Origin of the sequence: Alteromonas marina (assembly GCF_000808575.1) — a bacterium.
Classification (GTDB): domain Bacteria; phylum Pseudomonadota; class Gammaproteobacteria; order Enterobacterales; family Alteromonadaceae; genus Alteromonas; species Alteromonas marina_A.
Genome location: NZ_JWLW01000066.1, coordinates 162,644 through 189,380, shown reverse-complemented (window position 1 = coordinate 189,380; position 26,737 = coordinate 162,644). Strand labels below are relative to the sequence as shown.

Here is a 26,737-nt window from a genome sequence, read left to right as displayed (position 1 = left end):
GAGGACGCCTATGAAGAAGCCTCAAAAAATAGCAATGCATCAAGCTCAATATCTTCCTTGGCCCCCTTTCTTCAGAAAAATGGCATTGGCAGACACTTTTGTGTTGATGGATTGTGTTCAGTTTCAAAAAAATGGATTACAAAATCGCAATCAGATTAACAGTAATAATGGGCCGCTTTGGCTCACCCTTCCAGTAAACGCTAAACTGGACGAGCAGATAAAAGACAAAGTAATTGCCGACAAAAGGTGGAAAAAGAAGCACTTACAAAGCATTCAGAGTAGTTACGGGAAAAGCACTTTCTTTCATGAATATTTTGATGAAATTCAGAATATTATAGAGTCTGCTAATGACACCCTGTTTGATATCAACTTGCGGTTTATACAATTTTTCAGAAAGGTGTTGTCCATCGACAACGAACTCATGCTTCTTTCTGACCTGTCGATAACAAGTAGTAAGAGCCAATTAGTGCTGGATACCTGTATTGCGCTTAATGCTTCTGAGTACCTGTCGGGTGAAGGAGCGAAAAGCTATCTGGATTTGGAGGCCTTTGAGGCAAATCAAATTGCAATACAATATGTAGGAAATAATACGCCTGCATACAAGCAAATGCATCCGGCGATGAAGCACCTTTCGTTATTGGATTGGTTATTTCAAGAAGAGTTAGACGTTATAAAAGACTATATTCATGACCCCAAATACAATTGATAGCAAAGACAGTGTAAATTCCGAAGTTTGGGATAACTTGTATCAGCAAAGAAAGTCTCTTCTTTCTTATCCAGATAGCTCATTTGTGACACTTCTTCACAGACACTTAACGACGGCAAAGCACGGCCATATTTTGGATTATGGTTTTGGCGGTGGCGCTAACATGCGCGTAATGTTAAAGCGCGGGCACAAGGTCGATGGTATCGAAATATCGGACACTGTTATTGAAATCAACAATCAAATTTTAGAAGAGCAAAACCTAGTGGCAACGCTCCACAATGTGCAATCACATGAAGCGCTGCCGTTCACCGATGAAAAATTTGATGCAGTGGTCGCTTGGCATGTATTGGGCTACAACTCATTATTGTCTCTGCAGTCACGAATTGGTGAATTTATCAGAGTACTCAAAAAGGGCGGGTGTTTTATTGGCACTATTCCCGCTTATGGCGATGTATCTCATGACAGCGGTGAAGCAAAAAATGCCTTTGAATTTGTTTCAAAAGTGCCGACCCAAAACGGCGCGCAAATTGTTTGTTTTGAATCAGAACAGGCTGTATGTGAGGCCTTCAACTTAGATATGTCGGTTGCACTTCTGCAAAGCCCGTTGATGGATGGTTCGTTTTCACGACACTGGGTATTTTTATATGAAAAGTGAAGGTCAAACGCTTCTTGATGAATGTCAGGGTAAGATCTCTGTCATGGCCGTCACGGGGATCCGCTCTGAATATGATTTAATGTATCCGTTATTGCTTGCCATGTCACAGAGTGAAAAGTTTGAAGTGATGGTAGTGGCGACTGGTGCCCATTTGACCGACATTCACGAATATTCGGTAAAAGAAATCGAAAATGATGGCTTCAATATAGTATCACGCATTCCTACGTCTATTTCTCACGATGATAATCAACACAGAGTGAAGTCTTGCTCTGAATTAATGGCTGGACTTGGTGATGCTATTTCTGAGAATAATCCCGATCTACTGCTGGTTTTAGGCGACAGAGAAGAGCCGCTTATTACGGCTGTCGTAGCAAACTATGCAACGGTTCCGATTGTTCATCTTGCTGGTGGTGATAGCACCAACCCAGAGGGCGGAAATGTAGATGAACAGTCGCGGCATGCGACGACAAAATTGAGCCATCTTCACCTTACTATGACGGGCAATCATACAACGCGTATTCTTCAGCTAGGTGAAGAGCCTTGGAGGGTCTTTACCGTTGGCAGTGGCGGGGTAGACAGGCTGCGAATGACTCCTCATATGTCTCCTTCCGAACTAGCGAGAGAATCGGGGGTACGCTGTGAGGGACGTTACGGTGTGTTAATTCACCACCCTTTAAATGGGGATTTTGAAAGTGCTAAAGTTGAGATCCTCAATACGGTAAAAGCAGCTAAATCTCTTGGTTTACATGTTATTGTCGGTTCGCCTAATTCTGATCCTGGCTCGTCAGAAATTGTGAAGTTCATTGATAATCTTGAAGGTGTGGATGTATATCGTAATCTGCCGAGAATAGCCTTTATCAATTTGCTGCGACACGCTGTTGTACTTTTAGGCAACTCGTCGCTCGCATTTCATGAAGCTGATTATATGGGCTTGCCTTGCATCAATGTAGGGGAGCGACAGCGCGGCAGAGAACATTCTGGTAACGTTATTTTCTCTAAAAGTAGCCAAAATGACATAGCAACATCATTGTCTTGCGCGTTAACAGATAAAAGCTTCCGTAGCGGTTTGCAACCGAATCAAAGCCTTTATGGCGACGGGTTTATGGCAGAGCGTACACTTGAGATTTTAGAAACGTTGCCGATAAAAAGAAAATTGCTAGCGAAAAAGCTTATGTATTAGTCGAGGTTATCTATGACAACTATTGCAGTAGTAGGTGGTGGAATTGGGGGTATTGTTGCCAGTTATACACTCAAAAAAGATTTGCCTGACTGTAACGTTGTCATGATTGAAGGAGGAAGCCGCCTAGGTGGATTGTTGGGCATGTCGACGAAATTTAAACAACAGCATTTCGATATTGGCACCCACATTCCAGCACAAACCAAAATCGATGAACTCGATGGTTTCCTATTTAGCAGTGTATGCAGCAACGACGATTGGAATGAGATAAGTCGAATTAAGGGCGGGCACTACTTTAATGGAAAGTTAGACGCTACACATCACAATGTAGCCAGCTCTGTGGGGGTTGATGCTTTACGCGATGGCGTTGTATCGAATAACTGTGGTGACATCATTTCAAATTATCGACGCCGTTTCGGCAACGTCTTAACTGATAATGTCTTTCTGCCTAGCATAAAAAAATTTCTTCCTTGTGCGCCTGATTTATTAGAGGCTGAGGTTCAGCGCTATTTCGCGCTTGATAGGCTTTCTGAGCACGCTGGACGAAGTACTGAGCACAGTGCAGATACCCCTTTGTCGTTAACGCGAATTGATTTAACCGGTAAGACAATTCCTTTGGCATTTTACCCCAAAAATGGTTTCGGTGTTGCTAAATGGATTGAAGAGCTTGTTACTAAAACTCGCCAATTAGGTGTTGATATTAAGCTTAATAGTAAAATTATCGATGTCATTAAAAGCGGTGATGAAATTGAAAGCTTGGTGTTTGAAGGTGGCGAAAAGTTTGATTGCGATCACGTCGTTTGGACAGCTCCTATTGAAACATTAGGAGTTATAGCTAACCCTGAAGACATGGCTAAATTGTCAGAGCTATATGCACGAACTCGCATTCAACTTTTCCATTTTGTATTTGATAGACCTTATGAGACTGACTGTCATTATATAAATTGCTTCGACCCCAAATTTACGCCATATCGAATAACGCTTTACGAGAATTTTGCTTCTAACGATTACTCGGAAAACGGATATCGTTGCACAGTTGAAGTAATTGGTCATGGAAACCTCGAGAAGCCTATTGATAATGAAGAGATAGTTAGTGAGCTGAAGCAAATGGGGGTTGTTTCCCAAGAGGCGACAGCACTGTATAGCGAACAGACGGGCGTATTAAATGGCTTTCCCCTTCGTAAGCTCGGAGCTTATAAACAAGGAAGGGAAATAGTTGAAAAACTTGGAAAATCTATAAATAATCTCACGCTAACAGGGTCGAGTGAACCTGGTGTATTCTTTTCTAATGACGTTATGATAAAAACGTTTTCATGCGTGAAGGCATTATGCAAACAGGAATTAACAAACTTTGATACCGCATAACCAAATTGTCTTTGCTAATGCTGACAAGCAATTGCTACACGATGTAGTGCAAAGTGGCTTTTTCACGCAAGGTAAATATGTAGCAGACTTTGAAGCCAAAGCTGCGAATTTCTATCAACGCAAATGCGCAACAGCGGTTTCCTCAGGTTCGATGGCAATTCGACTTGCGCTTATTCTTGCAGGTGTTAAGGCGGGAAGTAACGTTATTGTACCCGCCTATTCATGTAGCGCCGTGTGTAATTCGGTGTTGTCATTAGGTGCGAATGTCATTCCTTGCGATATTGCAGAAGGCGAAGCAAATATCGATGTTTACCAAGCCATCCAGCTTGCCGAACAACACCGTGCAAATGTTGTAATAGTAGTGAACACGTTTGGTATCCCCGCTGACATTACTACACTTAAACATGCAGGCCTAACAGTTGTTGAAGATTGTTCTCATGGCTTCGCGATTACTGCGGATAGTCTTCCTCAAACTTACGGTGACTTTGTCATACAGTCTCTTTATGCAACCAAATTGTTGGGCGCGGCCGAGTTGGGGGTAGTGCTGTTTGACGATGAGGCGTTATTAGGTAGTGCTAAACGCCTACGTGAAGGGTATTCGCAAATTCCCTCTGGTGAGTGTATAAATATGAAAGCAAACGAGTTTAGTGGAGCGCTGGGCGTTGCAAAACTCGTTGAGGCAACGTCTATAATTGCTCAAAGGCAAGCTCGAGCAAATATCTATTTGGGAAACAAATTTCTGTCTCGACACGTTGTAGGCAACGTAAACCACCGCGTTTGGTATCGCTTTGTGATATCAGTAGAACAAGCCGATAAACTTATTGACTCTGTAGCCAGCAGGGTTCAGATATTGCGACCAATAAGTCCTTGGCTGAATGACTTGAATAAGTTTCCCCATGCGTCAACGGCCTACCGACGTTACCTATCTTTGCCTATATATCCCTCACTAGAAGAGGAAGATCAAACGGAAGTGATGTCCGTTCTAGATAAGTATTTACAGGACACTGCATTATGAATAAGTCGGTTATGGTTATTGCTCCGCATCCAGATGATGAGTCGTTAGGATGCGGAGGAACACTTTTTAAACATAGGTCCGAGGGCGATGACATACATTGGTGCGTAGTGACAGATATGCAGCAAAGCAGTAATTATACCTCTGAACAAAAAGCACAAAGAGCGGAACTGGTAGAGAAAGTAAGCAACCACTTCGATTTTTCTAGCGAACGAAATTTGGGGTTTACTCCCGCTGGATTAGACTCGACAACGACAGGTGCACTTATCGAAAAGCTTAAAGAGTACATGGATTTTGTAAAACCGCACACGGTGTATATTCCTTATGCGTTTGACGTACATTCTGACCATAGGTATGTTTTTGACGCTGTCGTCTCTGTCAGTAAATCCTTTAGAGCGCCGTATATTAAAAAAGTGGCGTGTTATGAAACTTTATCGGAAACTGATTTTGGTCTATCGCCTATAAATACACAGTTTCAACCAAACCTCTTCGTGGATATTAGTCATTTTAGCGAGCAAAAAAAGGCGGTGTTGTCTTTGTATCAAAGTGAGTTTGATGCACACCCTTTTCCTCGTAGCTTTGATGCGGTAGAAGCACTTGAGATCATTCGTGGTACTCAAGCGCATGTAGAGCGAGCTGAAGCATTTGTTGTTTTAAAAGAAATCGCGTAGGAAAGTGAAGTGAGCGACTCCTTTGACATCGAAGTTGTTATCCATGTGGGCTACCCTAAGACGGCTACGTCGTGGATGCAATCTCACGTTTACACTAAAGCTGAAGGCTTTTGCCATCTTGGAAACGGATTGAAAATGTCTGAGTGGGGAGTTCACCTCGTTGCAGCGCACGACTTGGCATTTTCTCCGGCATTGGTAAGGGAAGGCGTTGCTGAGTTTTGCCGTTCGCGTGGATGCAACAAAGCGATAATGTCATGGGAGCATTTGCTTGGCGATTCCGCTTATCATGCTGATGGTTTAACGCGGATAGCTAACCGCTTGAAACAATGTTTCCCAAATGCGCGGATTATTATTTATGTACGTGAACAACTTGCGTTGCTAAAAGCAATATATGCGCAGTACGTGCAAGAAGGGGGAACGTGGACACTCGATGAGTTTACACAGTTAAAATACCCCTACAGAATAGGTTTTTCACCGGTTTATTTGAATTATGCACTTGTTTACCGTTTGTATAGCGAATTGTTCGGCGAGCACAATATCTATTTTCAAGCTTATGAAGTGCTAAAAGCTCAGCCAGAGAAAGAAATATCACGGTTGTTTGCTTGGCTAGGAGTACCAGCCCATAAGATTCGAGACATTCGGTTTTATGAGCAAGTAAACGCAAGTTTATCTCGACAATCATTAAGTGTGTTGAGGGTGCTCAATCACGTAGTTCCAAGTAGATTTAACTCGTTAGGGAGCGTAGCATTTACCAAGCAACCTAAATCTCGCTTCTATTTAAGGAAGTGGCTGCAGCAATATGTAGACCCTAAACTGATCCGAAAGGTCTTTACAGCAACAGAGCTGGAACTATCTCCAGCTGTTCACGCTGAGCTAGAAAGTTACTATAGAAAGTCAAACAGCACGTTGGCCAAAGAGCAAGGGGTAGCCCTTGCAGAATATGGCTATTTACTAGAGGCGTAAATATGAATAACTTTTCTAAAGCCTTCATAATCGCCGAGGCTGGCGTAAATCACAATGGTGATATTGATATTGCAAAATCACTTATCGATACGGCAAAAGACGCTGGCGCTGATGCGGTAAAATTCCAAACCTTCAAAGCTGATGCTTTAGTTACGCAAGATACCCCAAAAGCCCAATATCAAGCGACGAACACAGGGGCAGATGACGGTCAGTATAATATGCTAAAGCGTTTAGAGTTGTCTGACGTGCAGCATTTAGAGCTTGCTGAGTACTGCAAAGAAAAAGCGATAGCGTTTATGTCTACGGCTTTTGATGTGGATAGTTTAAGGTTTCTTGAGCAATTTGATCAGCCTTTTATTAAGATCCCTTCGGGTGAAATAAGAAACGCGCTGTTGCTTTGGCATAGTGTGAAAGCAGGGAAACCGCTAATTATCTCAACGGGAATGGCTACGCTCGGTGACATTGAGTTTGCACTGAACTTTGTTAATTTTGCGCTACATCACGATAGTCCTCCTTCAACTATGGAATGCATAATGCGCTATCGCGCCGAATGTTTATCAGGACTGCATGCAAATGGTAACGACAAGTCGCTCAGCAACCTTGTAACGTTACTTCATTGTACAAGTGAATATCCTACGCCCATCGAACAGGTTAATTTGCGTGCCATGCAGCAGTTGTCTTCTACTTTTGGTGTTAACGTGGGTTACAGCGATCATACGTTATCATTATCTGTGCCATGTGCAGCGGTGAGCCTTGGTGCTAGCTGCATTGAAAAACATTTCACATTGTCACGAGAAATGGACGGGCCAGACCATCGTTCTTCGCTAGAGCCGGAAGAACTAAAGTTAATGGTCTCCATGATTCGGGAGTGTGAACGTTCACTTGGTCATGCCATTAAATTTCCACAGCCTAACGAGTTTGACACCCAAAAAATAGCGCGCCAAAAGTTAGTCGCTAAAAAGCAGATAAAGGCGGGCGAGCGCCTCACGGAAGATAATGTTATAACCGCCAGAAGCCCTAGTGGTATGTGCGCAAGCCTTTATTGGGAAGTTCTTGGGCAGAAGTCGTCTTGTGATGTAGAAATAATGTCGCCTATATGCATAAGCCAATAGCAATAATTGGTGCCGGAGGGCACGCAGCGGTTATCGCAGACTTACTGAGAAAAACCAATCGTCAATGCATAGCTATTGTAGATAGACAAGATACGTCAGAAGTTAGCGATATTCATAATGCACCCGTTTTGAGTGAGGAGCACTTCTTGGCTCGGTATTCGCCAAATGACGTGGAGCTTGCTCTAGGTATTGGTTCACTGCCTTATCAGAATCTTCGCCAAAAAGTATTTGAACGCTTTGTTCTCAAAGGATTTATTTTCCCTGCGCTTGTACATCCTCAGGCAATAGTGGCCGATAATATTTGTTTTGGGAATGGTGTGCAGGTCATGGCTGGAGCAATCATTCAAGCAAATTCACAATGTGCCGATAATGTTATTATTAACACTAAGGCGAGTGTTGATCATCATTGTCATATTCATGCGCATAGTCATATAGCACCAGGAAGTGTGCTGTGCGGAAACGTTAGCGTAGGGAACGGTGCTTTCATTGGTGCCGGCGCAGTAATAACTCAAGGCGTTTCATTGGGCAATGGTTCAGTCGTTGGCGCGGGTTCAGTTGTGGTATCTGACGTCAAAAGTAATACAACTGTTAAAGGTGTTCCTGCACGGAGCTAAATTCGTGCATTGGAGGCTCTATGAGAAAGCAAAATAATTGGCGAAAGCTGTTAGTCGAACCAGGTCTACCTCTTGTTGACGCTGTAAAAAGGCTAGATGAAGGGGCAAAGCGTATTCTTATCGTTGTTGATAAAGACGATAAGCTAATAGGTACAGTTACTGACGGTGATATTCGGCGAGCGCTTATCCGTCAAACAGAATTGACGACACCCGTATCTGAGATCATGAACACAAACCCCAAGAGTGCTACACACGCTTGGAGTCGCCTTCGCTTGCTATCATTCATGGAGAGAACAGATTTATTACAGCTTCCAATTGTCGATGAAAAAAACAAGGTAATTGGTGTAACCTTTCTCTATGAACTTCTCAAAAAGCCAAGAATAGACAATCCAGTATGCTTGATGGCCGGAGGGTTCGGTACAAGGCTCAAACCGCTAACTGATAGTTGTCCTAAACCTATGCTAACCGTTGGAGATAAGCCTATTTTAGAAATTATTCTTGAGCGGTTTATCGAAGCGGGTTTTTGGCGCTTTTACATTTCTACGCACTATATGGCTAATACTATTAAAGGGTATTTTGGAAATGGTAGTGATAGAGACGTGGAAATTAACTATCTCGACGAGAGGGAGCCTTTGGGTACTGGTGGCGCATTATCTTTGCTGCCCAAAGGAGAAATCACTGCGCCTTTAATCTTGATGAATGGCGATCTTTTGACAAATTTAGACTTCTTGTCGCTTTTGTCACATCACGAATTGAGTCAGTCTAAACTTACAATGTGTTTAAGAGAATACGAACAGCAGGTCCCCTTTGGTGTAGTTAATACTCAAAAGGGCGAAGTAAAAAGCATTGTAGAAAAACCTGTAAACCGCTACCACGTTAATGCGGGCATTTACGTTATGGAGCCTAGCGTCATAGCAGGGTTAGAAAAGAATAAATATGTTGATATGCCTGACGTTGTGGATAGTTTGTTAAAACAACAAGCACCTGTCGGTTATTATGAAGTTAGTGAAGAATGGTTAGATATTGGTAGACTTGACGACTTTAAGAAAGCGCAACAGTTCGTGTTGGAAAGCTTTAGTGAGTTATAAATACTTAGCCATAATACCTGCTAGGGCAGGGAGCAAAAGATTACCAAATAAGAATGTGCTTTCGTTGTCTGGTAAGCCCTTGGTTGAGTGGTCAATTGCCGCTGCTGTCGCTGCTCAACAGCATTTCTCTATCGATGTAGTTGTTACCTCAGACGATGAAAGGGTGCTAGATATAGCGGACCGTTACCCTACGGTTTCTAAAATTGTAAGAAATCCTGCTCTGTGTACCGATGAAGCAAGCTCAATGGATGTGGTGTTTGACGCGCTTAACCAGCTTGAGCAGGCTGGTAATGCCTATGATGCGCTTATACTATTGCAGCCGACATCACCTTTAAGAGCAAGCAAAGATATCACGGAATCCATAACACTTTTTGAAAGTAAAGATGCGCAAGCCGTTATCTCAGTTTGCGAATGTGAACATTCTCCGCTTTGGACAAATCCACTCCCCGAAGATGGAGCTATGTCCAACTTTATGCCAAAGCAGGTAATGGGGAAGCGCAGCCAAGATCTTCCTACTTACTACCGGCTAAACGGTGCTATTTATATCGCAAATTGTCAGACATTGCGTGAAAACAACACATTCTTCAATTTACCCCATAGTTTTGCTTATAAAATGCCAAGCGAAGATTCAATTGATATAGACAGTGCTATTGATTTAGCGCTAGCAGAGGTACTAATGAACCAGCGAGGAGTGTAAGTGTGAGAGCATTATTTCTAATTGACACCCCAAGCCAAGTCTATAACGTTTCTGATGCACTAAGCAGTTATGGCATTGCGCGCTACGATGTCATGATCAACGATTGTAATCGAGCTGACACCTTCGAGCAGTTAAAGAACAGAATGGTAACGCTTTCTCCCGAAAATATTATTGAGATACCTCGAGAAACTGGGGACATTGAAAAGCGAATTGAAGTTTACGCAAAGTACCTCACCACGCTAAAACAAGCTGACTATAGTCATGTGTTTTTCAGTGCAATAAGGCAGCAATGGCAACGTGATATTGTGTGTAGCCTTGAATGCTCAAATACCATTTTAATGGATGACGGTAATGCGACGGTTATTTTTTACGAGTATTTGTTTAAAAACCGTAAGTTCTTTGATTTCCCTGTAGATGAAAATGAAGAAAGACGAACGAGGGCAGCACAATGTCGTCAGGAATATGGCATCTCAACTCATCAGCCCACATCACTCTCCCTGTTCACTATTTTTGATTTAGCGCCTTTGCCATGGTTGTCGGTACAGCATAACCCCCTGGATCATTTAACTGAAGTGGATAAGGACGTTGATGAATCTAGTGTTTATATTTTGGGGGTTGGCGCGCAAACGGTCGGGTATATCGACTTAGAAGATTATGTCCAACTAATTGCTGCGACCGCAAAATTATTTGATGATAAATCAATTGTGTACGTTCCTCATCGTATTGAAAGTGATGAATTACAGGCGGCGATTTTGGAGAAGGGAATAAAGGTTTCTCGCTTCGACAAACCTATTGAAAATCAGTTGGCGAGTATGAAATGTATTCCTGGTACGATTGTGAGTTATCACACCACAGCGCTTTTTACGTGTGCAAAAATGTTTCCGAATGCGAATGTTTATTGCGCACGCCCTCCGATGTCTGTGTGGAATAAAGCGAAACACTCACATGTATGGAATTTTACTGCATGTAATAACTATGAAGGTTTATCTGTGGTTTACAAATACCTTGAGAAAGAGCCCACTATTACCACCATAGATCTAGCGTTGAATTAAGGCAGATTAAAAGCAGACTTAATCTCGTACTAAGCGACAGATTTGTTCAGAGGCAAGTTGGTTCTTCATGCCGAACTTCATTTTAAGGGCTGAGGAGTGCGGTTTTGTATTGCCAAGTGCTGTAAGCATTTCTTCGGTACTTTCCACTACTTCGCCTGCTATAAAGTCACTATCACTTACAAGTGTTTCCCCGCGCAACTTTAAGTACTCCTCTTTATCGTATTGAAAGTAGACGATAGGCTTGTCTGAAAGTAAAAAGTCATAGGCAATTGATGAATAGTCGGTGACCAAGGCATAGGATTGCGCAAGCCAGGGATATATGTTTTTTCCACTTGGATATAGATAAATGTTCGGGTAGCTAGGAAGTTGTTGTAGCGCGTTATTTTCCGTAAGCCCCATTGCCTCACCAAACAAGCGTGAGATAAAAGGGTGAAATTTAAGTACGAAAGCTCGGTTGTGCTTGCGACACCAAGTATCGATAGCAGCCAAGTCTAGTGGGTATTCATTATTTCCCCAATCCCGATAGGTAGGCGCGTATACAATGATATCACCCGCGTTTTTCTGTATTTGCTGCAACGTGTTGTATGGTTCAGCGTTAATCCAATCACGCAGCATAGGAGATTGTGAAAACGCGTCATTTCTTGGATAGCCCAAGGAAAGGTATGCTTTGGCTCGGAAGATTTTTGGAAAAATCTCTTTATTAAACCAGTCAGAGCTTGAGACAAACACTTCATCGCATATATCTGGATAATGCCTATTGCCGCTTAGCGCTTTGTAGGGCAAACCATGCCACAACTGAACAACTGGAATGCGTTTCCGCAATAATCTAAAAGTATCGCCAGTGTATTCATGATCGACAATAATTCGCCTAGCGCAACATATGCGCCACAATACTTTCAAAGACAACTTTTCAAACTTTTCCTTGTCTTCATCTAGCTCTGAAATTTTTTGTTTTAGGTTAATACCTAATAAAAATGGTTCATTAGCGAACTGTCGCTTGTGTTCGCGATAAGCCAGTAGAACATTCGTATCGAAAAAGCCCTCTGCGTAATAAAGGTAGCGGCGCTTTGGGGTAGTCAAACGTGCCATCCAAAATAGCCGCGAGCAGATAGCGAACAATAATTTATTTAAGCGATAGCTCAGTGGCAAAGCATAGCGGGCAAAGGAAATATTACAGGCAGCGGTGTGTTCAGGTTGGGTAGATGATGCTGTCGATAAGGGGGAGCCGTCATCATCGTGGCATAACCACAATCGCTTCTGCTTAAACTGGCGTTGTAACAAACCTGCGGCAACATTGTCCGTATAGGTTGCTTTGTGCAACACAACTTTTGCGGTGGCTGGGAAATGAGCAACATCATTGACGATATCATCACCCTGTTTGAGGTTATCTACAAAGCCATTTACACAATAGCCTGCGCTTCTAAGGCGTTTCGCCAGCTTTCTGCCAGCGGGGTTTGCAGGTGCAATATAAAGCGGGGTGTTTTTGTTAATACCTGTGTGCATGTTATTCCCGTCAGGCTTCGTGCTCAAATCAATGGAAGCATTATGCGGTTGAGCCAGCATCAACCGTCATAATTGTGCCGGTCATAGATTTTGCTTGTTCGCTCATTAAATACAGCACGGCAGAGGCCGCGTCGGCAGGCGAAGCTAACCTGCCTAAAGGGCTGCGACGTTTCACGCTTTCCAATTTGTCACCTTGAAGTGAGGACGTCATTTCAGTTTGCATATAGCCAGGTGCAACACAGTTTACCGTTATGCCCGCTTTACCCACTTCACGAGAAAGCGAGCGGGTAAACCCTTCTAATGCGGCTTTGCTCGCTGCATACACGCTTAAGCCGTTAAATCCTGTACTGGCTATAATCGAAGATATGTTAATAATGCGACCAGTACGATTCAGCATCATGCTGCGTGACAGGTATTTACTTAACAGAATAGGAGCTTGTACATTGATATCGAGTAATGTGCTGATCTCACTGTTGTGCATGGTGGCTAACACACCGTCCAACCCGATTGCTGCGTTATTCACCAAACCGTATGGGCGCCCGTGGGCTTCTGTGATTGATTTACACAGTGCGTGGATGCCATTAAGATCTGCCAGGTCATAGGAGATGTGAGCAATTGACTGTTTATGCTCCTCACACAGACGCGATAAATCTTCACTCAGGCTGCGTGAAATAGCCACGACAAAGTAGTTTTCTTGAAGTAACTGCGTGCATATGGCAAGCCCGAGCCCACGACTCGCTCCAGTAACAACAACAGATTTCTTTTGGCTTTTCAACGACGAGTTCAACGGAGTTATTCCTTGCAGTACTGATTAGTTCATTGTCTCGCTAGCTTACCAGTATCGGATAGCGCTAGTTCATCGACGACATTGATTTTCGTGGGCATATCTTTTCTGCCCAAGTGCGCTTTACAATGGAGCAATAAAGCGAGCTGTATGTCTTTGTGCTTAAGGCTTTCAGGTTTCGCTTTCAACACTATATCGGCAACGACAATACTACCTAAAATCTTATTTTCTTTCCCGTACACCCTAGCTTGTGCAACGAGAGGAGAGGTCAATAGCACGTTTTCCACCGTCTCAGGAAAAACTTTGTGACCACCTACGTTAATAGCGCCATTTATGCGACCTTTGAAGTAAACTCTTTCGCCTTCAATAGACACCACATCTTGCGTATTTATATAACCCAAATCGTCTGCTTCTATGGTTTTCATAGGGGAATTAAGCTGAACGTTGTCAGAATTGGGCTTTATCCATAACAGGTTGTCTTTTATTTTAAGCTGAGTCTTGTTCACCCCATCCTTTATCCACGCGAGAGGAAACCCTGCTTTTTTGTCACTTACCGCAAAACCTACGCCGGCTTCTGTTGACGCGTATATATGAAAAATTTTGGCTGAGGTAAACTGAGATGAAAGGACATCAAGCAACTGCTGATCTGCTATTTCTCCACCAAGCGTAATGCGAGAAAGAGGAAGCGTATCTGAATTTTGCGCCATGATAAGTTGTCGCCACCAAGATGGCGTGGCTGATATCGCTCCTACCTTGCTGGTAATCATTAAGGCTACTTTTTCATCTAGTGAGCCTGTCGTGCAGTCTACTAAACAGTCGCCGTTTAGTAGACTTTGAAGGAGAACCTGTAGGCCAGCAAACTTATTAGGCTTATAGGTAAGTCCCCAACAATGATATGTTGCTGTTTCGCTAGGCCTAATTGCGGCGCATAGGCTTTCAGTATTATGTGCTATCTTTTTGGGTATGCCTGTGGTGCCTGACGTGTAAAGAAACCACCTAGATTCGACTAAGCCCTTATTTTCCTTTACTGAGACAGGCGAAAAATAAAACCGATCTGATGAAATAGAGAACTGCTCTGTAAACCCCTCAAGCGCGAATAATATGATGACGAAGTCAGATACTGAGGAATAAGGAAGCTCCCACTCTTGGCGGCCATCATCGACTAAGCGCTGTGGACTAGTCTTGATAGCGGATAAACCCAAGCCCTGAACGTTCAGATTTGCGTCACTAGGGCTCTCTAACTGGCTGAGGGCTTTTATCTCTTCTCTGAGGTTTTCAGCGCTTGATATAAGTGAAGAGAACGATATTTTTTCGCCACTTGATGTGATGATTGCTGTGCCAGTAAATGACTTCAGTTGCTCGATTAAGGGGGTCACGGGAATGTATTTTTCTAGCTCAATGCGTTGCTATAAACATTAACAAATTCGCCCAACGTTCTTGGATAAACGGCTAACTCCATCTCGCTAAAGGGGTCTACGCCTAATTCCTCTTCAAGTTGCGCGACCAGCATAGCAAAGCCCAAAGAATCTAAACCACTTTGCAATAAAACGGTATCGTCTGAAATATTCTCAACCAGGGTGCAATCTGCTATTAATGCCACGTGTTCCATACTCGTTAATATGGTCTGTTTAAGTTCAGACATGTTCGCTTCTTCTCTTAAATTGTCGTCTAAAAGTTATAAATCAAATTGAATAAAGTTTGCTGCAGCACTAATTTGCTTGGGCAAGCGGCTCAACACTTTTGGTTTGTTGCGTTGCCATTGTTCCCGCTTGTATTCAAAGCGTTTCACTACGTGTTTCTCTCCATCTCTTTTAAATTCGCGGCCATCCTCTAAGGGTGTGTATTGAAAAAGAGTGTGAAGTTTAATGACGCTTTTATTGAACGAAAGCACTTCCGCGTAGAGTACCGCAGCACCTTTTAATTCAAGTGCATATTGTAGGGCGGCGATTTCTAATAGAAGTCCAGAACCAGGCCAGACATCATCTTCACCAATATAGCACCCCCATTCAAGCGTGTAAGGTGTAGATTGATGTTCTGAGAAATTTAACACACCAATAGGTCTATCATTTTGATAGAACACAAAAAAGCAGCGGCTTTCGTCGTTTTTTAACGCGTCAAACCACGCTTCATGCTGCACCCAAGTAATCTCATCTTGGCTGTGCATGTTTTGGCGTATATGGGGCTGGTTGCGCCATTGCAATACAAGTTCAAGCTCATTTGACGTGAGTGGTGAAAAACGGCTTATTGGCGAATGCGAAGCCACGGCTAAACTAAGTCCCAAGACATTGGAGTGCCTTTATGTACAGCTTTTGTTACTGGCTTACCTAAAAGCGTAGACAAATGCTTCACTGCTAATCCAAGGCCTGGGCGAATGGCCCGTAAATTCGACTCTGTTAACACGTCTCCCGGAGCTAAATCTTCACATACGTAAAGGGAGCGGCGATGAACACGTGAGTGCAGTTCAGAGGAGGTGCACCCATAGTTTACACCACCAACCGCGATAGCGGCGCGCTTGGTTTCATCGACCAGTGCCGTAAACTCACTAGGCTCAAGAGAAAATGCTGCATCGACACCACCTGCATTTCGGTCAATAACGAAGTGCTTTTCTATGACGGTGGCGCCCAATGCCGTTGCAGCCACAGCAACACCAATTCCGGTCGTATGGTCGGAGAGTCCAACCTGGCAGTTAAACATCTGCTTCATGTGCTCAATGGTCGCAAGGTTGGCATTGATTGGGTCGGCAGGATACTGGCTTGTGCATTTTAGTAATATATATTCTGAGCATCCATTGTTTTCTAGAACTTCTACTGCCTCGGCAATCTCGACAAGGCTCGCCATGCCGGTGGAAACGATGACAGGCTTGCCCGTTTGGGCTACTTTAGCCAGTAGGCTGTGATCAGTGTTTTCGAACGATGCAATTTTATAACATGGGACGTCTAAGGATTCTAAGAAGTCGACTGCGGTTGAGTCGAAAGGCGTACTGAAAGCAGTCATGCCACGAGCTTTTGCGCGTTCAAAGATAGCGTGATGCCATTCCCATGGGGTATATGCTTTTTGATAAAGTTCATATAAAGAGCTGCCGTGCCAAAGGCTGTTTTCATCATCAATGAAAAACTCTCCTTTAGATACATTAATCGTCATTGTATCTGCCGTGTATGTCTGCAGTTTTAAAGCATGAACACCAGCATTTGCGGCAGCATCCACCATCTGAAGTGCAAGATTCAGGTCGTGATTATGGTTGCCAGAAAGCTCAGCAATAATAAAAGGAGGAAGCCCTTTTCCTACATTGAAACGATCAATTTTAATGTTTTTCAATGCTTAAACCTCGTACATTATCTCTGTTGTCTATCAAAGATATTATTTCTTTACTAATTAAAGGCGCTCCGCCACCTAGTGGCACTATTTTGTTTAAATCTGTTTGAGCATTAATGTCTTTAGCATCGGTTGAAAAGTGATTTCGTAGCGAAGTAGCTATATCGTCACTTGAAACAGAGCTTACATGACCTAAATAGTCACAGCCGCCTAGTAAGGCTAAATATTCAGTTGCCTCGCGTTGGTTATCTGCAATGGTAATAACGACGCCTGGCAAGTCACAGGCACAGCGCTCCCAATGCATACTGCCACCTGCGCTAATCATCAAACTAGCTTTACACATTAATTCAGCCATGTTGCCGCTGTTAATGTGAATTGTTACCCCATCAATTAATCGAGCTTGTTTGATCACTGCTTGTTTATAAATATTACCTGCACCTATCACCACATCGGCGGTTAAACTTAATTCTTTAACTTTTGCCAGTGCCTGTAAAGCAGTAAAGGTAGTATTCGTTGGGTCGCTACCCCCGAAACAAACAAGTACATGTTTGGGCTTTCTTGTGAAGTTCTTTTGACGTGCCTGATAAAACTCTTCCCTTAACAGCGCATATTTAGGCCCAATTAGCTGCGAACAACCCTTCGGTACCAGAGAGGTATAACGCTGTTCCGAATGTTCTGACAAGTTTACATCAATAAGTAAGTGGCAGTTGTGTTTCCTGTTAGCAAGGTCGTCAATCACGACAACCATAGCGCCATCATCAATCAATTCACTTTCAAATTTAGCGTCGAGTTTATAGTGATCGACAACCCAAATTTCTGCCTTGATGTGATCTACGTTGCTTTCTATTTGGGGGACGTACGTAATACTGATGTCGGCTGACTTAAAAGCGGCTTCAAGCATGTTTGCGCCTTGTGTACTAACTGCGGTGACTTCCAGCTGAATATTATTGGCCTTGAAAGCTTGCCTAAGCGCTTTTGCTAATGTAATACAACGCATTGCATGGCCGGCGCCTATATTCGGTGATGCGTCTACGCGAATAGCTAAACGCACACTAGTATTCTCCCATTTCTTTAAGTACCTTAAACATTACCTCTGCGCGTTTCCAGTCTTCTTCAGTGTCTATATCTTGAACTAAATGACTGGGCAGCTTTATCATTCGTGAGTGTTCTGAAAATACGCGTGCAGTGGGAGTGAGCCAGGTCTCACTCTGTGCAATGTACAGTTGGCCTGCATCGTGAAATGTGTCGACTAAATCTTGCGAACGTTTACCAATGTTTTCTTTTGAGAAGGCTGTCACCTCACCGTGCGGACCCTCTAGCAGCGCTCGCTGAATAGGAAACGAAAATTGATTAGCGGTGAACACAAAGCCAGCATTTTCTTTTTGAAGCTTTTCAACAGCCTTATCAATTATCTGACTTGTTAGAAAGGGAGCTGTGGCATAAACACAAGCGCAAACGTCAATTGAAAGACCTTGGTCAATTAACTGTTTTAAAGTCTGTCTTATGACCGGTGTGGTGCCTGTTTTGTCATCTGCAAGAGACGCTTCCCTTAAAAACGGTACTTCCGCACCATATTCTCGGGCTATTTCAGCAATTTCTTGATCATCAGTAGATACAAAAACGCGATCAATATGTTGGCTGCCTTTTGCAGCCTCAATGGAGTAGGCAATAATCGGTTTACCGCAAAATAACCTAATGTTTTTTCGCGGGATTCTCTTACTTCCGCCTCTTGCGGGTATTATTGCTATTTTCATAACACTCGTGACAGTCTTGAAAGTGAGCAACGCCATCGCGCTGTTGACCTACAATTGTCTCTTACCTTTTTAAAGAATTGACCAACAGTATTAGGGTATCGGCAATAAAATCAATTTGTGAAGTCGTTAAATTGGGAAAGATGGGGAGTGTTAATGCTTCGCAGTAATAGCGTTCAGCATTAGGTAAATCACCTGCCTTAAACCCCAAGTCGGCATAGTAAGGTTGAATGTGGATAGGAATGTAGTGTAGATGCGCAAATATACCTTTATCTCTAAGCGTTTCAATAAGCTTACTTTGCTGTTGTTGAGTTAGCTCTGGTATGCGAACGATGTACAAGTGAAAACTGCTGTAAGCTGCATCATCGACGACTAACGGGGTGATCCACTCATTCTCTGCAAACCTCTCGCTGTAACGAACTGCTACAGCGTTTCGTTTAGCAATAAAGTCGTCTAACTTAGTTAATTGGCTTGAGCCAAGTGCGGCTTCAATATCATTCATTCTGTAGTTAAAGCCCAATCCAACCTGTTCATAGTACCAAGGGCCGTGAGCCTTACTTCGCATTACGCTGGGGTCATTTGATACGCCATGACTTCTCAAAAGGCGCATCTTATCTGCCAGAGCCTGTTGATTTGTCATTGCCATTCCACCTTCCATAGTGGTTATAATTTTCACAGGGTGAAAACTAAATACACATATATCAGAGTATTGGCAGCTACCGACGGTGCTTCCCAAGTATTTTGCACCTACCGCGTGTGAAGCATCTTCAATGATTTTGAATTGGTACTGCTCAGCAAGTTTAGCAATTTGTACCATATCGCATGGTTGGCCTGCGAAGTGCACCGGAATGATAACCTTGGGGAGGCAATTTTTCTTATCCGCTTCTGCTAATTTAATCGTCAACGCATCAACGCACATATTACCGGTATTAATATCTATATCGACGAAATCTATAGATGCACCACAGTAAAGGGCGCAATTAGCGGAGGCGACAAAAGAATTTGGTGATGTCCACACGATGTCGCCAGCACCCACATCTAAAGCTAAACATGCAATGTGCAGTGCCGATGTCGCGCTGTTCACCGCGATACCGAATTTTGCATCACAATAAGATGCCAACGCACTTTCAAATGCCGGCACGCGAGGTCCTTGGGTAAGCCAATCTGATGTGAGTGTTTTTACGACCGCGTCAATGTCTGCATCGTCGATGTTCTGACGACCATAGGGGATCACTTTTTCGCTTCCTCATTGAATTCAGAAATTTCATCAATAGAAAGGAAATGAGGATTAGTATCTGAAACGTACTCGAACGCTTCATCTACGGGCTTGCCCTTCTCATCTAGTGCATTGCTAGTGAAATTATTACTGCGGTGAAAAAATTTAATAGCAGGAGCAATGACAAAGTGGTCGTCAAACTCAAAAGTGTGAAATGCCATATCCCCAGGGCACATCATTTCATGAAGTTTTTCGCCAGGTCTGATACCAACAATTTTAATCGGTAAATTAGGCGCCATTGCTTTAGCTAAGTCGGTAATTCGTATAGAAGGAATTTTAGGAACAAAAATTTCCCCGCCTAACATGCGTTCGAAATTTTTAAGTACAAAGTCTACGCCTTGCTGTAGCGTTATCCAAAACCTTGTCATGTCCTGGTGAGTCACAGGGATATGGTCCGTGCCTTCTTGTATAAGTTTATTAAAAAACGGAACTACCGAGCCGCGAGAGCCAACCACATTTCCGTATCTAACAACTGAAAAACGCGGCTTTCTAGCCCCAACCATATTGTTAGCGGCTACGAATAATTTATCAGACGCAAGCTTTGTTGCACCATAAAGATTAACCGGGTTAGCGGCTTTGTCAGTACTTAAGGCGATAACCTTACTGACACCGTTATCGATAGCTGCATTAATGACATTTTCCGCGCCATCTATGTTGGTTCTAATACACTCTGTGGGATTGTATTCAGCAGCGGGAACCTGCTTCATTGCAGCAGCGTGGATAACATAGTCAACCCCTTGCATTGCACGAGTTAACCGGTCTTGGTCTCTCACATCACCAATAAAATAACGCATACACGGCGCATTAAACTTTTGCTGCATTTCGAACTGTTTAAGTTCGTCGCGAGAATAGATAATTAAGCGCTTTGGTTTGTAGCGTGATAAAAGTGTTTCAGTATATTTGTGACCAAATGAACCTGTCCCACCCGTTATCAATATTGACTTGCCGTCGAACATATTTCGCCCGCTATTTTTATGATTTAAATTTAAATATACCATGTGTCGGCAGTATTGCCATAAACCATTAGACCATAACGATTATTTCGCTAAAAACTGACAGAAAAGAGCGTGTTGCCAGTCGATGCGATTACAGGCGTTGCATCAACGCATTTAAATGCTCAGTTAAACTCCGCACTTCTCGAATTTTTTCGTTTTGAATTTCGCTGATAACGGTTTTAAGTTCAGTAGTAGAGACATCTTGCGTTCGTGGAAGGTACACTACTTTAACGATATCTTGCAGGTCATCGAACTTTCCAATCCAGTCATCACCCATCGCGAATATGTCTGCGCCTTCTCGCTCAAGGTCGTCTCGTTTCTGTTCCCAACAGTTTTCTTGAAATACATCGTCGACATAACGGCAAGAGAGCAAAATTTCCTTTCTGTCCTCATAAGGTATAACAACGTTTTTACCTTTCACTGTATTAAATTCATCAGAGGACAAGCCAACCACTAGCCTATCGCCTAAGCTGTGTAATCGCTTTAAAAGCCTCACATGCCCTATATGGAAAAGGTCAAAGGTGCCGTACGTCACCACAGTAGTCATAGCATTAATCTCTGAAAATAAACAAATTGTACACTCATAACTTATCGGCAAGTCAAACTATTCCATGAGCGTATAGATTTGTTCGTAAAGGTATCGACTATCATACAAATGGTTGACTACATTTTGCTCAGTTTTCTGCTAAACTTTATGTGTTACAAATTTTAGGAAAGCATCATGCAAGTTAATAGTTCAACGTCCTCACTTCTCAGCCAAGTGCAAGAGAAGCAAGAATCCTTGATGGAGAAGCTTGCCAGCGGTAAGAAAATTAACAATGCATCTGACGGCGCAGCAGCCCAACAAATTATCGACAGGTTAACTTCCGAAGTTGAGGGAAATCGTCAATCGCTTAACAACGTCTATGATGGAATCTCACTCGCACAAGTAGCTGAGGGTGGTTTAGGTAGCATCAACGACGATGTAAACCGTATTCGCGAACTTACCTTACAATCTGGCAATGGTGTTTTAAGTAGTGGTGATCGCCGTGCTATCCAATCTGAAATAACCCAGCTACAAGAAAATATCTCGTTTACCATAGAGCAGACGAATTTTGCTGGAAAGCCATTATTGTCTGAAAATGGTTCACTTGAATTCCAATCAGGTTCAAGTGCGGGCCAGTCCATCAGCGTCAACACACAAGATGTTGCTGCTCAATTAAACGATGTGCTGTCTATCGATATTACGTCAGGCACCAGTATTGATGAAGCATTGGGCGCAGCAGATGCGGCTATAGAAACCCTCGGCAGTGCACGGGGCGATTTGGGCGCTACACAAAATCGTTTCGAAAGTGCTGCGCGCTCACTAACTCAAGCTAATGTAAATACTGCGGAAGCACGCAGTCGTATTCAAGATTTAGATTTTGCGCAAGCTGCTTCGCAACAAGCTTCAAACGACGTATTAGGCCAAGCGGCCCTTACCGTTCAAGCGCAAGCGAATCAGCAGCAAAGCCAAGTATTATCGTTATTAAGCTAGGCTACATGGTGTAGGGTAGGCTAAATTTAATCGAAAAAAAGCAGGGTAACCTGCTTTTTTTATTGATATATTTCCCAAAACAGCGGTTGCGCTCCGATCTTTTGTCGTTACAATTTAGAAATGCGCTAAACTGTAAATAATAACAAAGCGTTCTCGGGGAATTGATGAAGAACATTTTGCTGATTAGTGATAATCAGGAACTTATTCAAAACTTGGAAACTATCGTTACCTTCATGGGAGAGTCGTGCCAGTCACGAGGTTTCAGTGAATGCGAGCGATACCTCCATGAAAGTGGTGCAGACGCCGTGCTTATTGAGTACCGCTCGCCTGCTGCTGTAAGTAATCTGGTAGAAAAATTTCCACACATCCCGTTCGTTGCGCTTGTCGAAAGCAATACGCAAGCGACAGCGAGTTGCAACCTAGTTAGTGTTATTGCTACGCCATTAACTTACCCTGTTTTAACGCAGGCTATACATCGTTGCCAAGAATACTCAAGACGTAAACCCGGTTTATCTCGTGCTTCGGGTACCAAAACGCGTTTATTTAGAAGCCTTATTGGTAAAAGCGAACAAATACAAATAGTTCGTCGATTAGTTGAACAGGTTGCTCCAACTGATGCCACTGTCTTGATTCTAGGTGAGTCTGGAACGGGTAAAGAAGTAGTTGCCCGTAACGTTCACTTTTTATCTGAACGTAAAGACGGTCCGTTCATTCCGGTAAATTGCGGTGCTATCCCCGGCGAACTGCTAGAGAGCGAGCTATTTGGTCATGAAAAAGGGGCGTTTACTGGCGCAATCAGCGCGCGTAAAGGTCGTTTTGAATTAGCTGAAGGCGGTACACTGTTCCTGGATGAAATCGGCGATATGCCGCTTCAGATGCAGGTTAAATTATTGCGCGTGTTACAAGAGCGTACCTTCGAACGCGTAGGTGGCAACAAGCCTCTTCAATGCAACGTACGCATTATTGCTGCTACGCACCGCAATTTGGAAACCATGATCAGTGAAGACAAGTTCCGTGAGGACTTGTATTACCGACTCAACGTGTTCCCAATTGATAGCCCTGCACTTAGACAAAGAAAAGACGATATTCCTTTACTACTTCAAGAGTTAAATAGCCGTATCCAAGGTGATGGGGTGGAAGGTGTGCGCTTTACCGAGCAAGCCATTGCTTCATTGATGGAGCATGAATGGGCTGGAAACGTCCGTGAGCTTTCTAATTTAGTAGAGCGATTAACGATCCTTTACCCTGGTGAAATTGTCGATATCGCTGATTTGCCTGAAAAATACCAATACGGCGACGTACAGGCTTACGAGCCTGACTATCCCGAGGAAATGCTAGAACGCGAAGCGTTTAACGCGTTATTTGCTGAAGCGGCAGCGCAGGAGCCAGATGAAGATGTTAATGAGCAAAGCCATGAAGGTTTGAACGGTATGGTGTCTTCATCTTTACCCGAGGAAGGGGTTAATCTTAAAGAATACCTCTCTGAGCTGGAAGTAAATTTAATAAAACAAGCCTTAGAGAACCAAGATTGGGTAGTGGCACGTGCCGCCGATAAACTTGGAATGCGAAGAACCACGCTTGTTGAGAAAATGAGAAAATACGATATTCAGCGTACTGAAGAAGCGTAATGTCAGGTAATTGACGTTACGTTTCCTCTGTAATTCCACTCATAAATATCTGATATTTAAGTCAATTATAAGTTGGCATATCTTCTGCTTTATCTAAGCCATAGTTTAACAGCGTCTGCAATTTGACGAGGATAATATGGCTTTTGACAGCACACCACAATCTACAGAGTATTTCGCGTCTGCTTATGCACTTAATAGTGGCGGTTCAGCGTTAACTCGTGATGATTATCAAACCTCGCGCGGTGAAGATATTGAATCGCTGCGATTGCAGGCGAGTAGATTGGAACATTTACTTCAAGTAATGCCCGCTGGCGTTATTGTTATTGACGGAAAAGGCATCGTTCGCCAAGCCAACGAGCAAGCGAAAGCGCTATTAGGCGAACCGCTTGAAGAAGAAGTATGGCGATGTATTATTACGCGCTCTTTCAAACCTCGCGCTGATGACGGCCATGAAGTCTCGCTTGTTGATGGTAGACGTGTAAAACTCTCTATTACACCGCTGGAAAACGAGCCAGGTCAGCTAATCGTTATTACTGACTTAACTGAAACTCGTCAGCTGCAGGCGCGAGTAAGCCACATGCAGCGCTTGTCTTCCCTCGGAAAAATGGTGGCATCACTTGCTCACCAAATTCGTACCCCACTTTCTGCAGCCATGCTTTATGCGTCGAACTTAACGCGCAAAGGTTTAGGCGAAGAAGCGCAAACCCAGTTTGCCAACAAATTGACCGACAGACTTAAAGAATTAGAAAGTCAGGTTAATGACATGCTGCTTTTCGCTAAATCAGGAGAAGAACAGGTGGTCAGCCAAATCGGCTTGGATGAGCTGTTCAACTCGATAGAGGGGAGTGCCCATAGCATGGCAGCCCAAGCACAGCAGACGTTAACGTTTTCAGGGTTTGAGCAAGATGTTTCTATTACAGGTAATCTTACAGCGCTTCAAGGTGCGGTGTTAAACCTTATTCACAATGCCAGCCAAGTTACATCCAAAGGCGAGTGTGTGCACGTTCAGGCGACAGTAAGTGATCAGCGTTTACATGTATCTGTGGTCGATAAAGGACCAGGGGTTCCAGATAGTCTTAAAAATAAAATATTTGAACCGTTTTTTACAACCAAAACTCACGGTACAGGTTTAGGCCTTGCCGTAGTGAAGTCAGTGGTAAATGCGCACAGCGGTTCACTTAACATCACTGACGTCCCCGAGGGCGGTGCCTGCTTTAGCGTGTCGCTACCTTGCTCGGCAAATGCTGAATCCTCACAAACATTGACTCACGTTGCTTAAGTCATAGGAGAGAATAATGTCTAAAACTACCATTTTAATTGTTGAAGATGATGCGGGTTTACGCGAAGCACTCCTAGACACGCTTTTGTTAGGTAATTACAACGTAGTTGCTGCCGATTGCGCGGAACAAGCATTGATGATGCTATCGTCACAGAATGTGGATCTGGTGGTTAGTGATATTCAAATGGGAGAAATGAGTGGCTTAACTTTGCTTAAAAGTATTAAGTCTAAATATCCCAATATGCCAGTGTTATTGATGACAGCTTACGCCACCATTGATGATGCCGTTCAAGCAATGCGCGATGGCGCAACCGACTATCTATCAAAGCCTTTCGCTCCCGAAGTATTGTTGAATCTAGTGGGCCGCTATGCGCCAGCGCAAAAGATTGAGTCACGCACACCAATAGTAGCCGATCCTTCAAGCTTAAAATTACTTGAGCTTTCACGCAAAGTCGCGAAGTCTGAAGCTACCGTTATGGTCATGGGTCCAAGCGGATCGGGTAAAGAGGTACTGTCTCGATATATTCATGATCAGTCACCGCGAAGCGACGCGCCTTTTGTCGCCATTAACTGTGCTGCTATTCCAGAAAATATGTTGGAAGCGACTTTGTTTGGTTACGAAAAAGGGGCTTTTACTGGCGCTATCCAGGCCTGTCCGGGCAAGTTCGAACAAGCCCAAGACGGCACTCTTTTACTTGATGAAATAACCGAGATGGATTTGGCGTTGCAGGCTAAATTACTGCGCGTGCTGCAAGAGCGTGAAGTAGAACGCCTTGGCGGACGCAAAACCGTCAAACTCAACGTCCGTGTTATTGCTACTAGTAACCGAGATTTAAGAAAAGCAGTAGATGCAGGCGAATTCAGAGAAGATTTATACTACCGTTTAAATGTTTTCCCTATCGAATGGCGTCCTTTGGCTCAACGTCCAGGAGATATTATTCCGCTTGCCGAGCATCTTGTGCAGCGTCACGCCAGTTCACAAGGCCTGGGTACTATCAGATTAAGTGCTGCAGCGCGCAATAAATTGTCGCAATACAGCTGGCCAGGAAATGTTCGAGAGTTAGAGAACGTCGTTCAGCGAGCGCTTATTCTTTGTGAAAACAATGAAATAGATGCCGGCGATTTAATGATTGACGAAGACATGTTAGCCCCGCTTGAAGGTGTACAAGAGCAGGTTGAAGATAACAAACTCGGTTCAGAGCTTCGTTATCAGGAGCACCAAATTATTCTTGATACTTTGGTGTCGTGTAATGGTAAGCGTAAGGATGTAGCAGAAAAGCTAGGTATAAGCCCTCGAACCCTTCGTTATAAACTGGCGCGCATGCGTGAAGACGGCATTGAAGTGCCCGCATAAGGTCGCTTTCTACACTTTCGGTTTCCTCGTCCTTATCCGTCGCCTCTGTTGTTAAGAAGGCGGCGGTTTTTTGTTGCTCACTCTAAGTTAAACGCCATAAATTTGGCTAACCCTCTCGATTTCGATTTATCCTCTTGATATATATTGGTTTTTAAAGTTGGCAAGCACTTTGCTAAATCCCCTTTATACATAAGTTATACGCCGATGTTCAGGCGGTCTCGAAAATG

The 26,737-nt window shown here is 43.5% G+C and carries 27 protein-coding genes; 16 read left to right on the top strand and 11 right to left on the bottom strand.

What is annotated here, in order from left to right; all coding sequences use genetic code 11:
• Positions 1-10: 10 nt before the first annotated feature.
• Genes RJ41_RS16615 through RJ41_RS16560 form a run of 12 tightly spaced genes read left to right on the top strand, consistent with a single transcriptional unit; the run spans position 11 to position 11,112 of the window.
• Positions 11-706 carry a WbqC family protein gene (locus RJ41_RS16615; RefSeq protein ID WP_039223131.1) on the top strand — a complete coding sequence of 232 codons (696 nt, stop codon included), beginning with the start codon at positions 11-13 and terminating at the stop codon, positions 704-706.
• Entirely contained in the window at positions 687-1,361 is a 675-nt protein-coding gene (locus tag RJ41_RS16610; protein WP_039223127.1) for a class I SAM-dependent methyltransferase, read from the top strand. The genes RJ41_RS16615 and RJ41_RS16610 overlap by 20 nt, the downstream gene beginning before the upstream one ends.
• On the top strand, positions 1,351-2,541 hold the full coding sequence (gene neuC, locus RJ41_RS16605) for a UDP-N-acetylglucosamine 2-epimerase (protein ID WP_039223125.1): 1,191 nt from the start codon (positions 1,351-1,353) through the stop codon (positions 2,539-2,541). The genes RJ41_RS16610 and neuC overlap by 11 nt, the downstream gene beginning before the upstream one ends.
• 12 nt (positions 2,542-2,553) lie before the next feature.
• Entirely contained in the window at positions 2,554-3,903 is a 1,350-nt protein-coding gene (locus RJ41_RS16600; RefSeq protein ID WP_039223123.1) for an NAD(P)-binding protein, read from the top strand.
• Positions 3,890-4,918, top strand: a complete 1,029-nt coding sequence (locus RJ41_RS16595; protein ID WP_039223120.1) for a DegT/DnrJ/EryC1/StrS family aminotransferase — start codon at positions 3,890-3,892, stop codon at positions 4,916-4,918. Before RJ41_RS16600 ends, RJ41_RS16595 begins: the two co-directional genes overlap by 14 nt.
• Positions 4,915-5,586, top strand: a complete 672-nt coding sequence (locus tag RJ41_RS16590; RefSeq protein WP_039223118.1) for a PIG-L deacetylase family protein — start codon at positions 4,915-4,917, stop codon at positions 5,584-5,586. The genes RJ41_RS16595 and RJ41_RS16590 overlap by 4 nt, the downstream gene beginning before the upstream one ends.
• Before the next feature lie 9 nt (positions 5,587-5,595).
• The gene (locus RJ41_RS16585) at positions 5,596-6,549 is read left to right on the top strand and encodes a sulfotransferase (RefSeq protein WP_039223116.1); all 954 of its coding nucleotides are present in this window, start codon (positions 5,596-5,598) and stop codon (positions 6,547-6,549) included.
• A gap of 2 nt (positions 6,550-6,551) precedes the next feature.
• On the top strand, positions 6,552-7,661 hold the full coding sequence (neuB, locus tag RJ41_RS16580) for an N-acetylneuraminate synthase (protein ID WP_039223114.1): 1,110 nt from the start codon (positions 6,552-6,554) through the stop codon (positions 7,659-7,661).
• Positions 7,646-8,275, top strand: coding sequence for a NeuD/PglB/VioB family sugar acetyltransferase (locus tag RJ41_RS16575; protein ID WP_039223112.1), 630 nt, complete (start codon positions 7,646-7,648; stop codon positions 8,273-8,275). The genes neuB and RJ41_RS16575 overlap by 16 nt, the downstream gene beginning before the upstream one ends.
• A 20-nt stretch (positions 8,276-8,295) precedes the next feature.
• Positions 8,296-9,363, top strand: a complete 1,068-nt coding sequence (locus tag RJ41_RS16570; RefSeq protein WP_039223109.1) for a nucleotidyltransferase family protein — start codon at positions 8,296-8,298, stop codon at positions 9,361-9,363.
• Complete coding sequence (locus RJ41_RS16565) at positions 9,353-10,060, top strand: acylneuraminate cytidylyltransferase family protein (RefSeq protein WP_039223107.1); 708 nt, start codon at positions 9,353-9,355, stop codon at positions 10,058-10,060. Before RJ41_RS16570 ends, RJ41_RS16565 begins: the two co-directional genes overlap by 11 nt.
• Before the next feature lie 2 nt (positions 10,061-10,062).
• On the top strand, positions 10,063-11,112 hold the full coding sequence (locus RJ41_RS16560; protein ID WP_039223106.1) for a polysialyltransferase family glycosyltransferase: 1,050 nt from the start codon (positions 10,063-10,065) through the stop codon (positions 11,110-11,112).
• Positions 11,113-11,130: 18 nt separating this feature from the next.
• Here the strand turns inward: RJ41_RS16560 and RJ41_RS16555 are convergent, their stop codons facing one another.
• From RJ41_RS16555 to RJ41_RS16505, 11 genes are all read right to left on the bottom strand, one after another.
• Complete coding sequence (locus RJ41_RS16555) at positions 11,131-12,615, bottom strand: CDP-glycerol glycerophosphotransferase family protein (protein WP_167334075.1); 1,485 nt, start codon at positions 12,613-12,615, stop codon at positions 11,131-11,133.
• Between the two features lie 40 nt (positions 12,616-12,655).
• The gene (locus RJ41_RS16550) at positions 12,656-13,402 is read right to left on the bottom strand and encodes an SDR family NAD(P)-dependent oxidoreductase (protein ID WP_240485817.1); all 747 of its coding nucleotides are present in this window, start codon (positions 13,400-13,402) and stop codon (positions 12,656-12,658) included.
• A 29-nt stretch (positions 13,403-13,431) separates the two neighbouring features.
• Complete coding sequence (locus RJ41_RS16545) at positions 13,432-14,775, bottom strand: AMP-binding protein (protein ID WP_039223102.1); 1,344 nt, start codon at positions 14,773-14,775, stop codon at positions 13,432-13,434.
• A 14-nt stretch (positions 14,776-14,789) separates the two neighbouring features.
• On the bottom strand, positions 14,790-15,041 hold the full coding sequence (locus RJ41_RS16540) for an acyl carrier protein (protein WP_039223100.1): 252 nt from the start codon (positions 15,039-15,041) through the stop codon (positions 14,790-14,792).
• Positions 15,042-15,074: 33 nt separating this feature from the next.
• Positions 15,075-15,662, bottom strand: a complete 588-nt coding sequence (gene pseH / locus RJ41_RS16535) for a UDP-4-amino-4,6-dideoxy-N-acetyl-beta-L-altrosamine N-acetyltransferase (protein ID WP_156964789.1) — start codon at positions 15,660-15,662, stop codon at positions 15,075-15,077.
• Positions 15,663-15,664: 2 nt separating this feature from the next.
• Complete coding sequence (pseI, locus tag RJ41_RS16530; protein WP_039223097.1) at positions 15,665-16,714, bottom strand: pseudaminic acid synthase; 1,050 nt, start codon at positions 16,712-16,714, stop codon at positions 15,665-15,667.
• A complete protein-coding gene (pseG, locus tag RJ41_RS16525) occupies positions 16,701-17,762 on the bottom strand; it encodes a UDP-2,4-diacetamido-2,4,6-trideoxy-beta-L-altropyranose hydrolase (RefSeq protein ID WP_052235495.1) in 1,062 nt (353 codons plus the stop codon). Before pseG ends, pseI begins: the two co-directional genes overlap by 14 nt.
• A 1-nt stretch (position 17,763) precedes the next feature.
• Positions 17,764-18,465: a pseudaminic acid cytidylyltransferase gene (gene pseF / locus RJ41_RS16520; protein WP_039223095.1), complete on the bottom strand. Its 702-nt coding sequence runs from the start codon at positions 18,463-18,465 to the stop codon at positions 17,764-17,766.
• A 61-nt stretch (positions 18,466-18,526) separates the two neighbouring features.
• Positions 18,527-19,696, bottom strand: coding sequence for a UDP-4-amino-4,6-dideoxy-N-acetyl-beta-L-altrosamine transaminase (gene pseC, locus RJ41_RS16515; protein WP_039223092.1), 1,170 nt, complete (start codon positions 19,694-19,696; stop codon positions 18,527-18,529).
• A complete protein-coding gene (pseB, locus tag RJ41_RS16510; protein ID WP_039223090.1) occupies positions 19,693-20,694 on the bottom strand; it encodes a UDP-N-acetylglucosamine 4,6-dehydratase (inverting) in 1,002 nt (333 codons plus the stop codon). The genes pseC and pseB overlap by 4 nt, the downstream gene beginning before the upstream one ends.
• Before the next feature lie 130 nt (positions 20,695-20,824).
• Entirely contained in the window at positions 20,825-21,280 is a 456-nt protein-coding gene (locus tag RJ41_RS16505; protein WP_039223087.1) for an FAD synthase family protein, read from the bottom strand.
• A gap of 174 nt (positions 21,281-21,454) precedes the next feature.
• Here RJ41_RS16505 and RJ41_RS16500 point away from each other — a divergent pair, with 174 nt between their 5' ends.
• The 4 genes from RJ41_RS16500 (at position 21,455) to RJ41_RS16485 (ending at position 26,510) form a co-directional block, all read left to right on the top strand.
• Positions 21,455-22,249 carry a flagellin gene (locus RJ41_RS16500; RefSeq protein ID WP_084081937.1) on the top strand — a complete coding sequence of 265 codons (795 nt, stop codon included), beginning with the start codon at positions 21,455-21,457 and terminating at the stop codon, positions 22,247-22,249.
• 164 nt (positions 22,250-22,413) lie between these two features.
• The gene (locus tag RJ41_RS16495; RefSeq protein WP_039223084.1) at positions 22,414-23,877 is read left to right on the top strand and encodes a sigma-54 dependent transcriptional regulator; all 1,464 of its coding nucleotides are present in this window, start codon (positions 22,414-22,416) and stop codon (positions 23,875-23,877) included.
• Positions 23,878-24,013: 136 nt separating this feature from the next.
• Positions 24,014-25,156 (top strand): sensor histidine kinase, encoded by a 1,143-nt coding sequence (locus tag RJ41_RS16490; protein WP_039223082.1) that lies wholly within the window; start codon positions 24,014-24,016, stop codon positions 25,154-25,156.
• Between the two features lie 16 nt (positions 25,157-25,172).
• Positions 25,173-26,510, top strand: coding sequence for a sigma-54-dependent transcriptional regulator (locus RJ41_RS16485; RefSeq protein ID WP_039223080.1), 1,338 nt, complete (start codon positions 25,173-25,175; stop codon positions 26,508-26,510).
• Positions 26,511-26,737 lie beyond the last annotated feature (227 nt).

Coding starts and splice junctions, on each gene's coding strand:
- RJ41_RS16615 (WP_039223131.1), top strand. CDS start 11: ATGAAGAAGCCTCAAAAAATAGCAATGCATCAAGCTCAATATCTTCCT.
- RJ41_RS16610 (WP_039223127.1), top strand. CDS start 687: ATGACCCCAAATACAATTGATAGCAAAGACAGTGTAAATTCCGAAGTT.
- neuC (WP_039223125.1), top strand. CDS start 1,351: ATGAAAAGTGAAGGTCAAACGCTTCTTGATGAATGTCAGGGTAAGATC.
- RJ41_RS16600 (WP_039223123.1), top strand. CDS start 2,554: ATGACAACTATTGCAGTAGTAGGTGGTGGAATTGGGGGTATTGTTGCC.
- RJ41_RS16590 (WP_039223118.1), top strand. CDS start 4,915: ATGAATAAGTCGGTTATGGTTATTGCTCCGCATCCAGATGATGAGTCG.
- neuB (WP_039223114.1), top strand. CDS start 6,552: ATGAATAACTTTTCTAAAGCCTTCATAATCGCCGAGGCTGGCGTAAAT.
- RJ41_RS16575 (WP_039223112.1), top strand. CDS start 7,646: ATGCATAAGCCAATAGCAATAATTGGTGCCGGAGGGCACGCAGCGGTT.
- RJ41_RS16570 (WP_039223109.1), top strand. CDS start 8,296: ATGAGAAAGCAAAATAATTGGCGAAAGCTGTTAGTCGAACCAGGTCTA.
- RJ41_RS16555 (WP_167334075.1), bottom strand. CDS start 12,615: ATGCACACAGGTATTAACAAAAACACCCCGCTTTATATTGCACCTGCA.
- RJ41_RS16540 (WP_039223100.1), bottom strand. CDS start 15,041: ATGTCTGAACTTAAACAGACCATATTAACGAGTATGGAACACGTGGCA.
- pseF (WP_039223095.1), bottom strand. CDS start 18,465: ATGAAAATAGCAATAATACCCGCAAGAGGCGGAAGTAAGAGAATCCCG.
- pseB (WP_039223090.1), bottom strand. CDS start 20,694: ATGTTCGACGGCAAGTCAATATTGATAACGGGTGGGACAGGTTCATTT.
- RJ41_RS16505 (WP_039223087.1), bottom strand. CDS start 21,280: ATGACTACTGTGGTGACGTACGGCACCTTTGACCTTTTCCATATAGGG.
- RJ41_RS16500 (WP_084081937.1), top strand. CDS start 21,455: ATGCAAGTTAATAGTTCAACGTCCTCACTTCTCAGCCAAGTGCAAGAG.
- RJ41_RS16495 (WP_039223084.1), top strand. CDS start 22,414: ATGAAGAACATTTTGCTGATTAGTGATAATCAGGAACTTATTCAAAAC.
- RJ41_RS16490 (WP_039223082.1), top strand. CDS start 24,014: ATGGCTTTTGACAGCACACCACAATCTACAGAGTATTTCGCGTCTGCT.
- RJ41_RS16485 (WP_039223080.1), top strand. CDS start 25,173: ATGTCTAAAACTACCATTTTAATTGTTGAAGATGATGCGGGTTTACGC.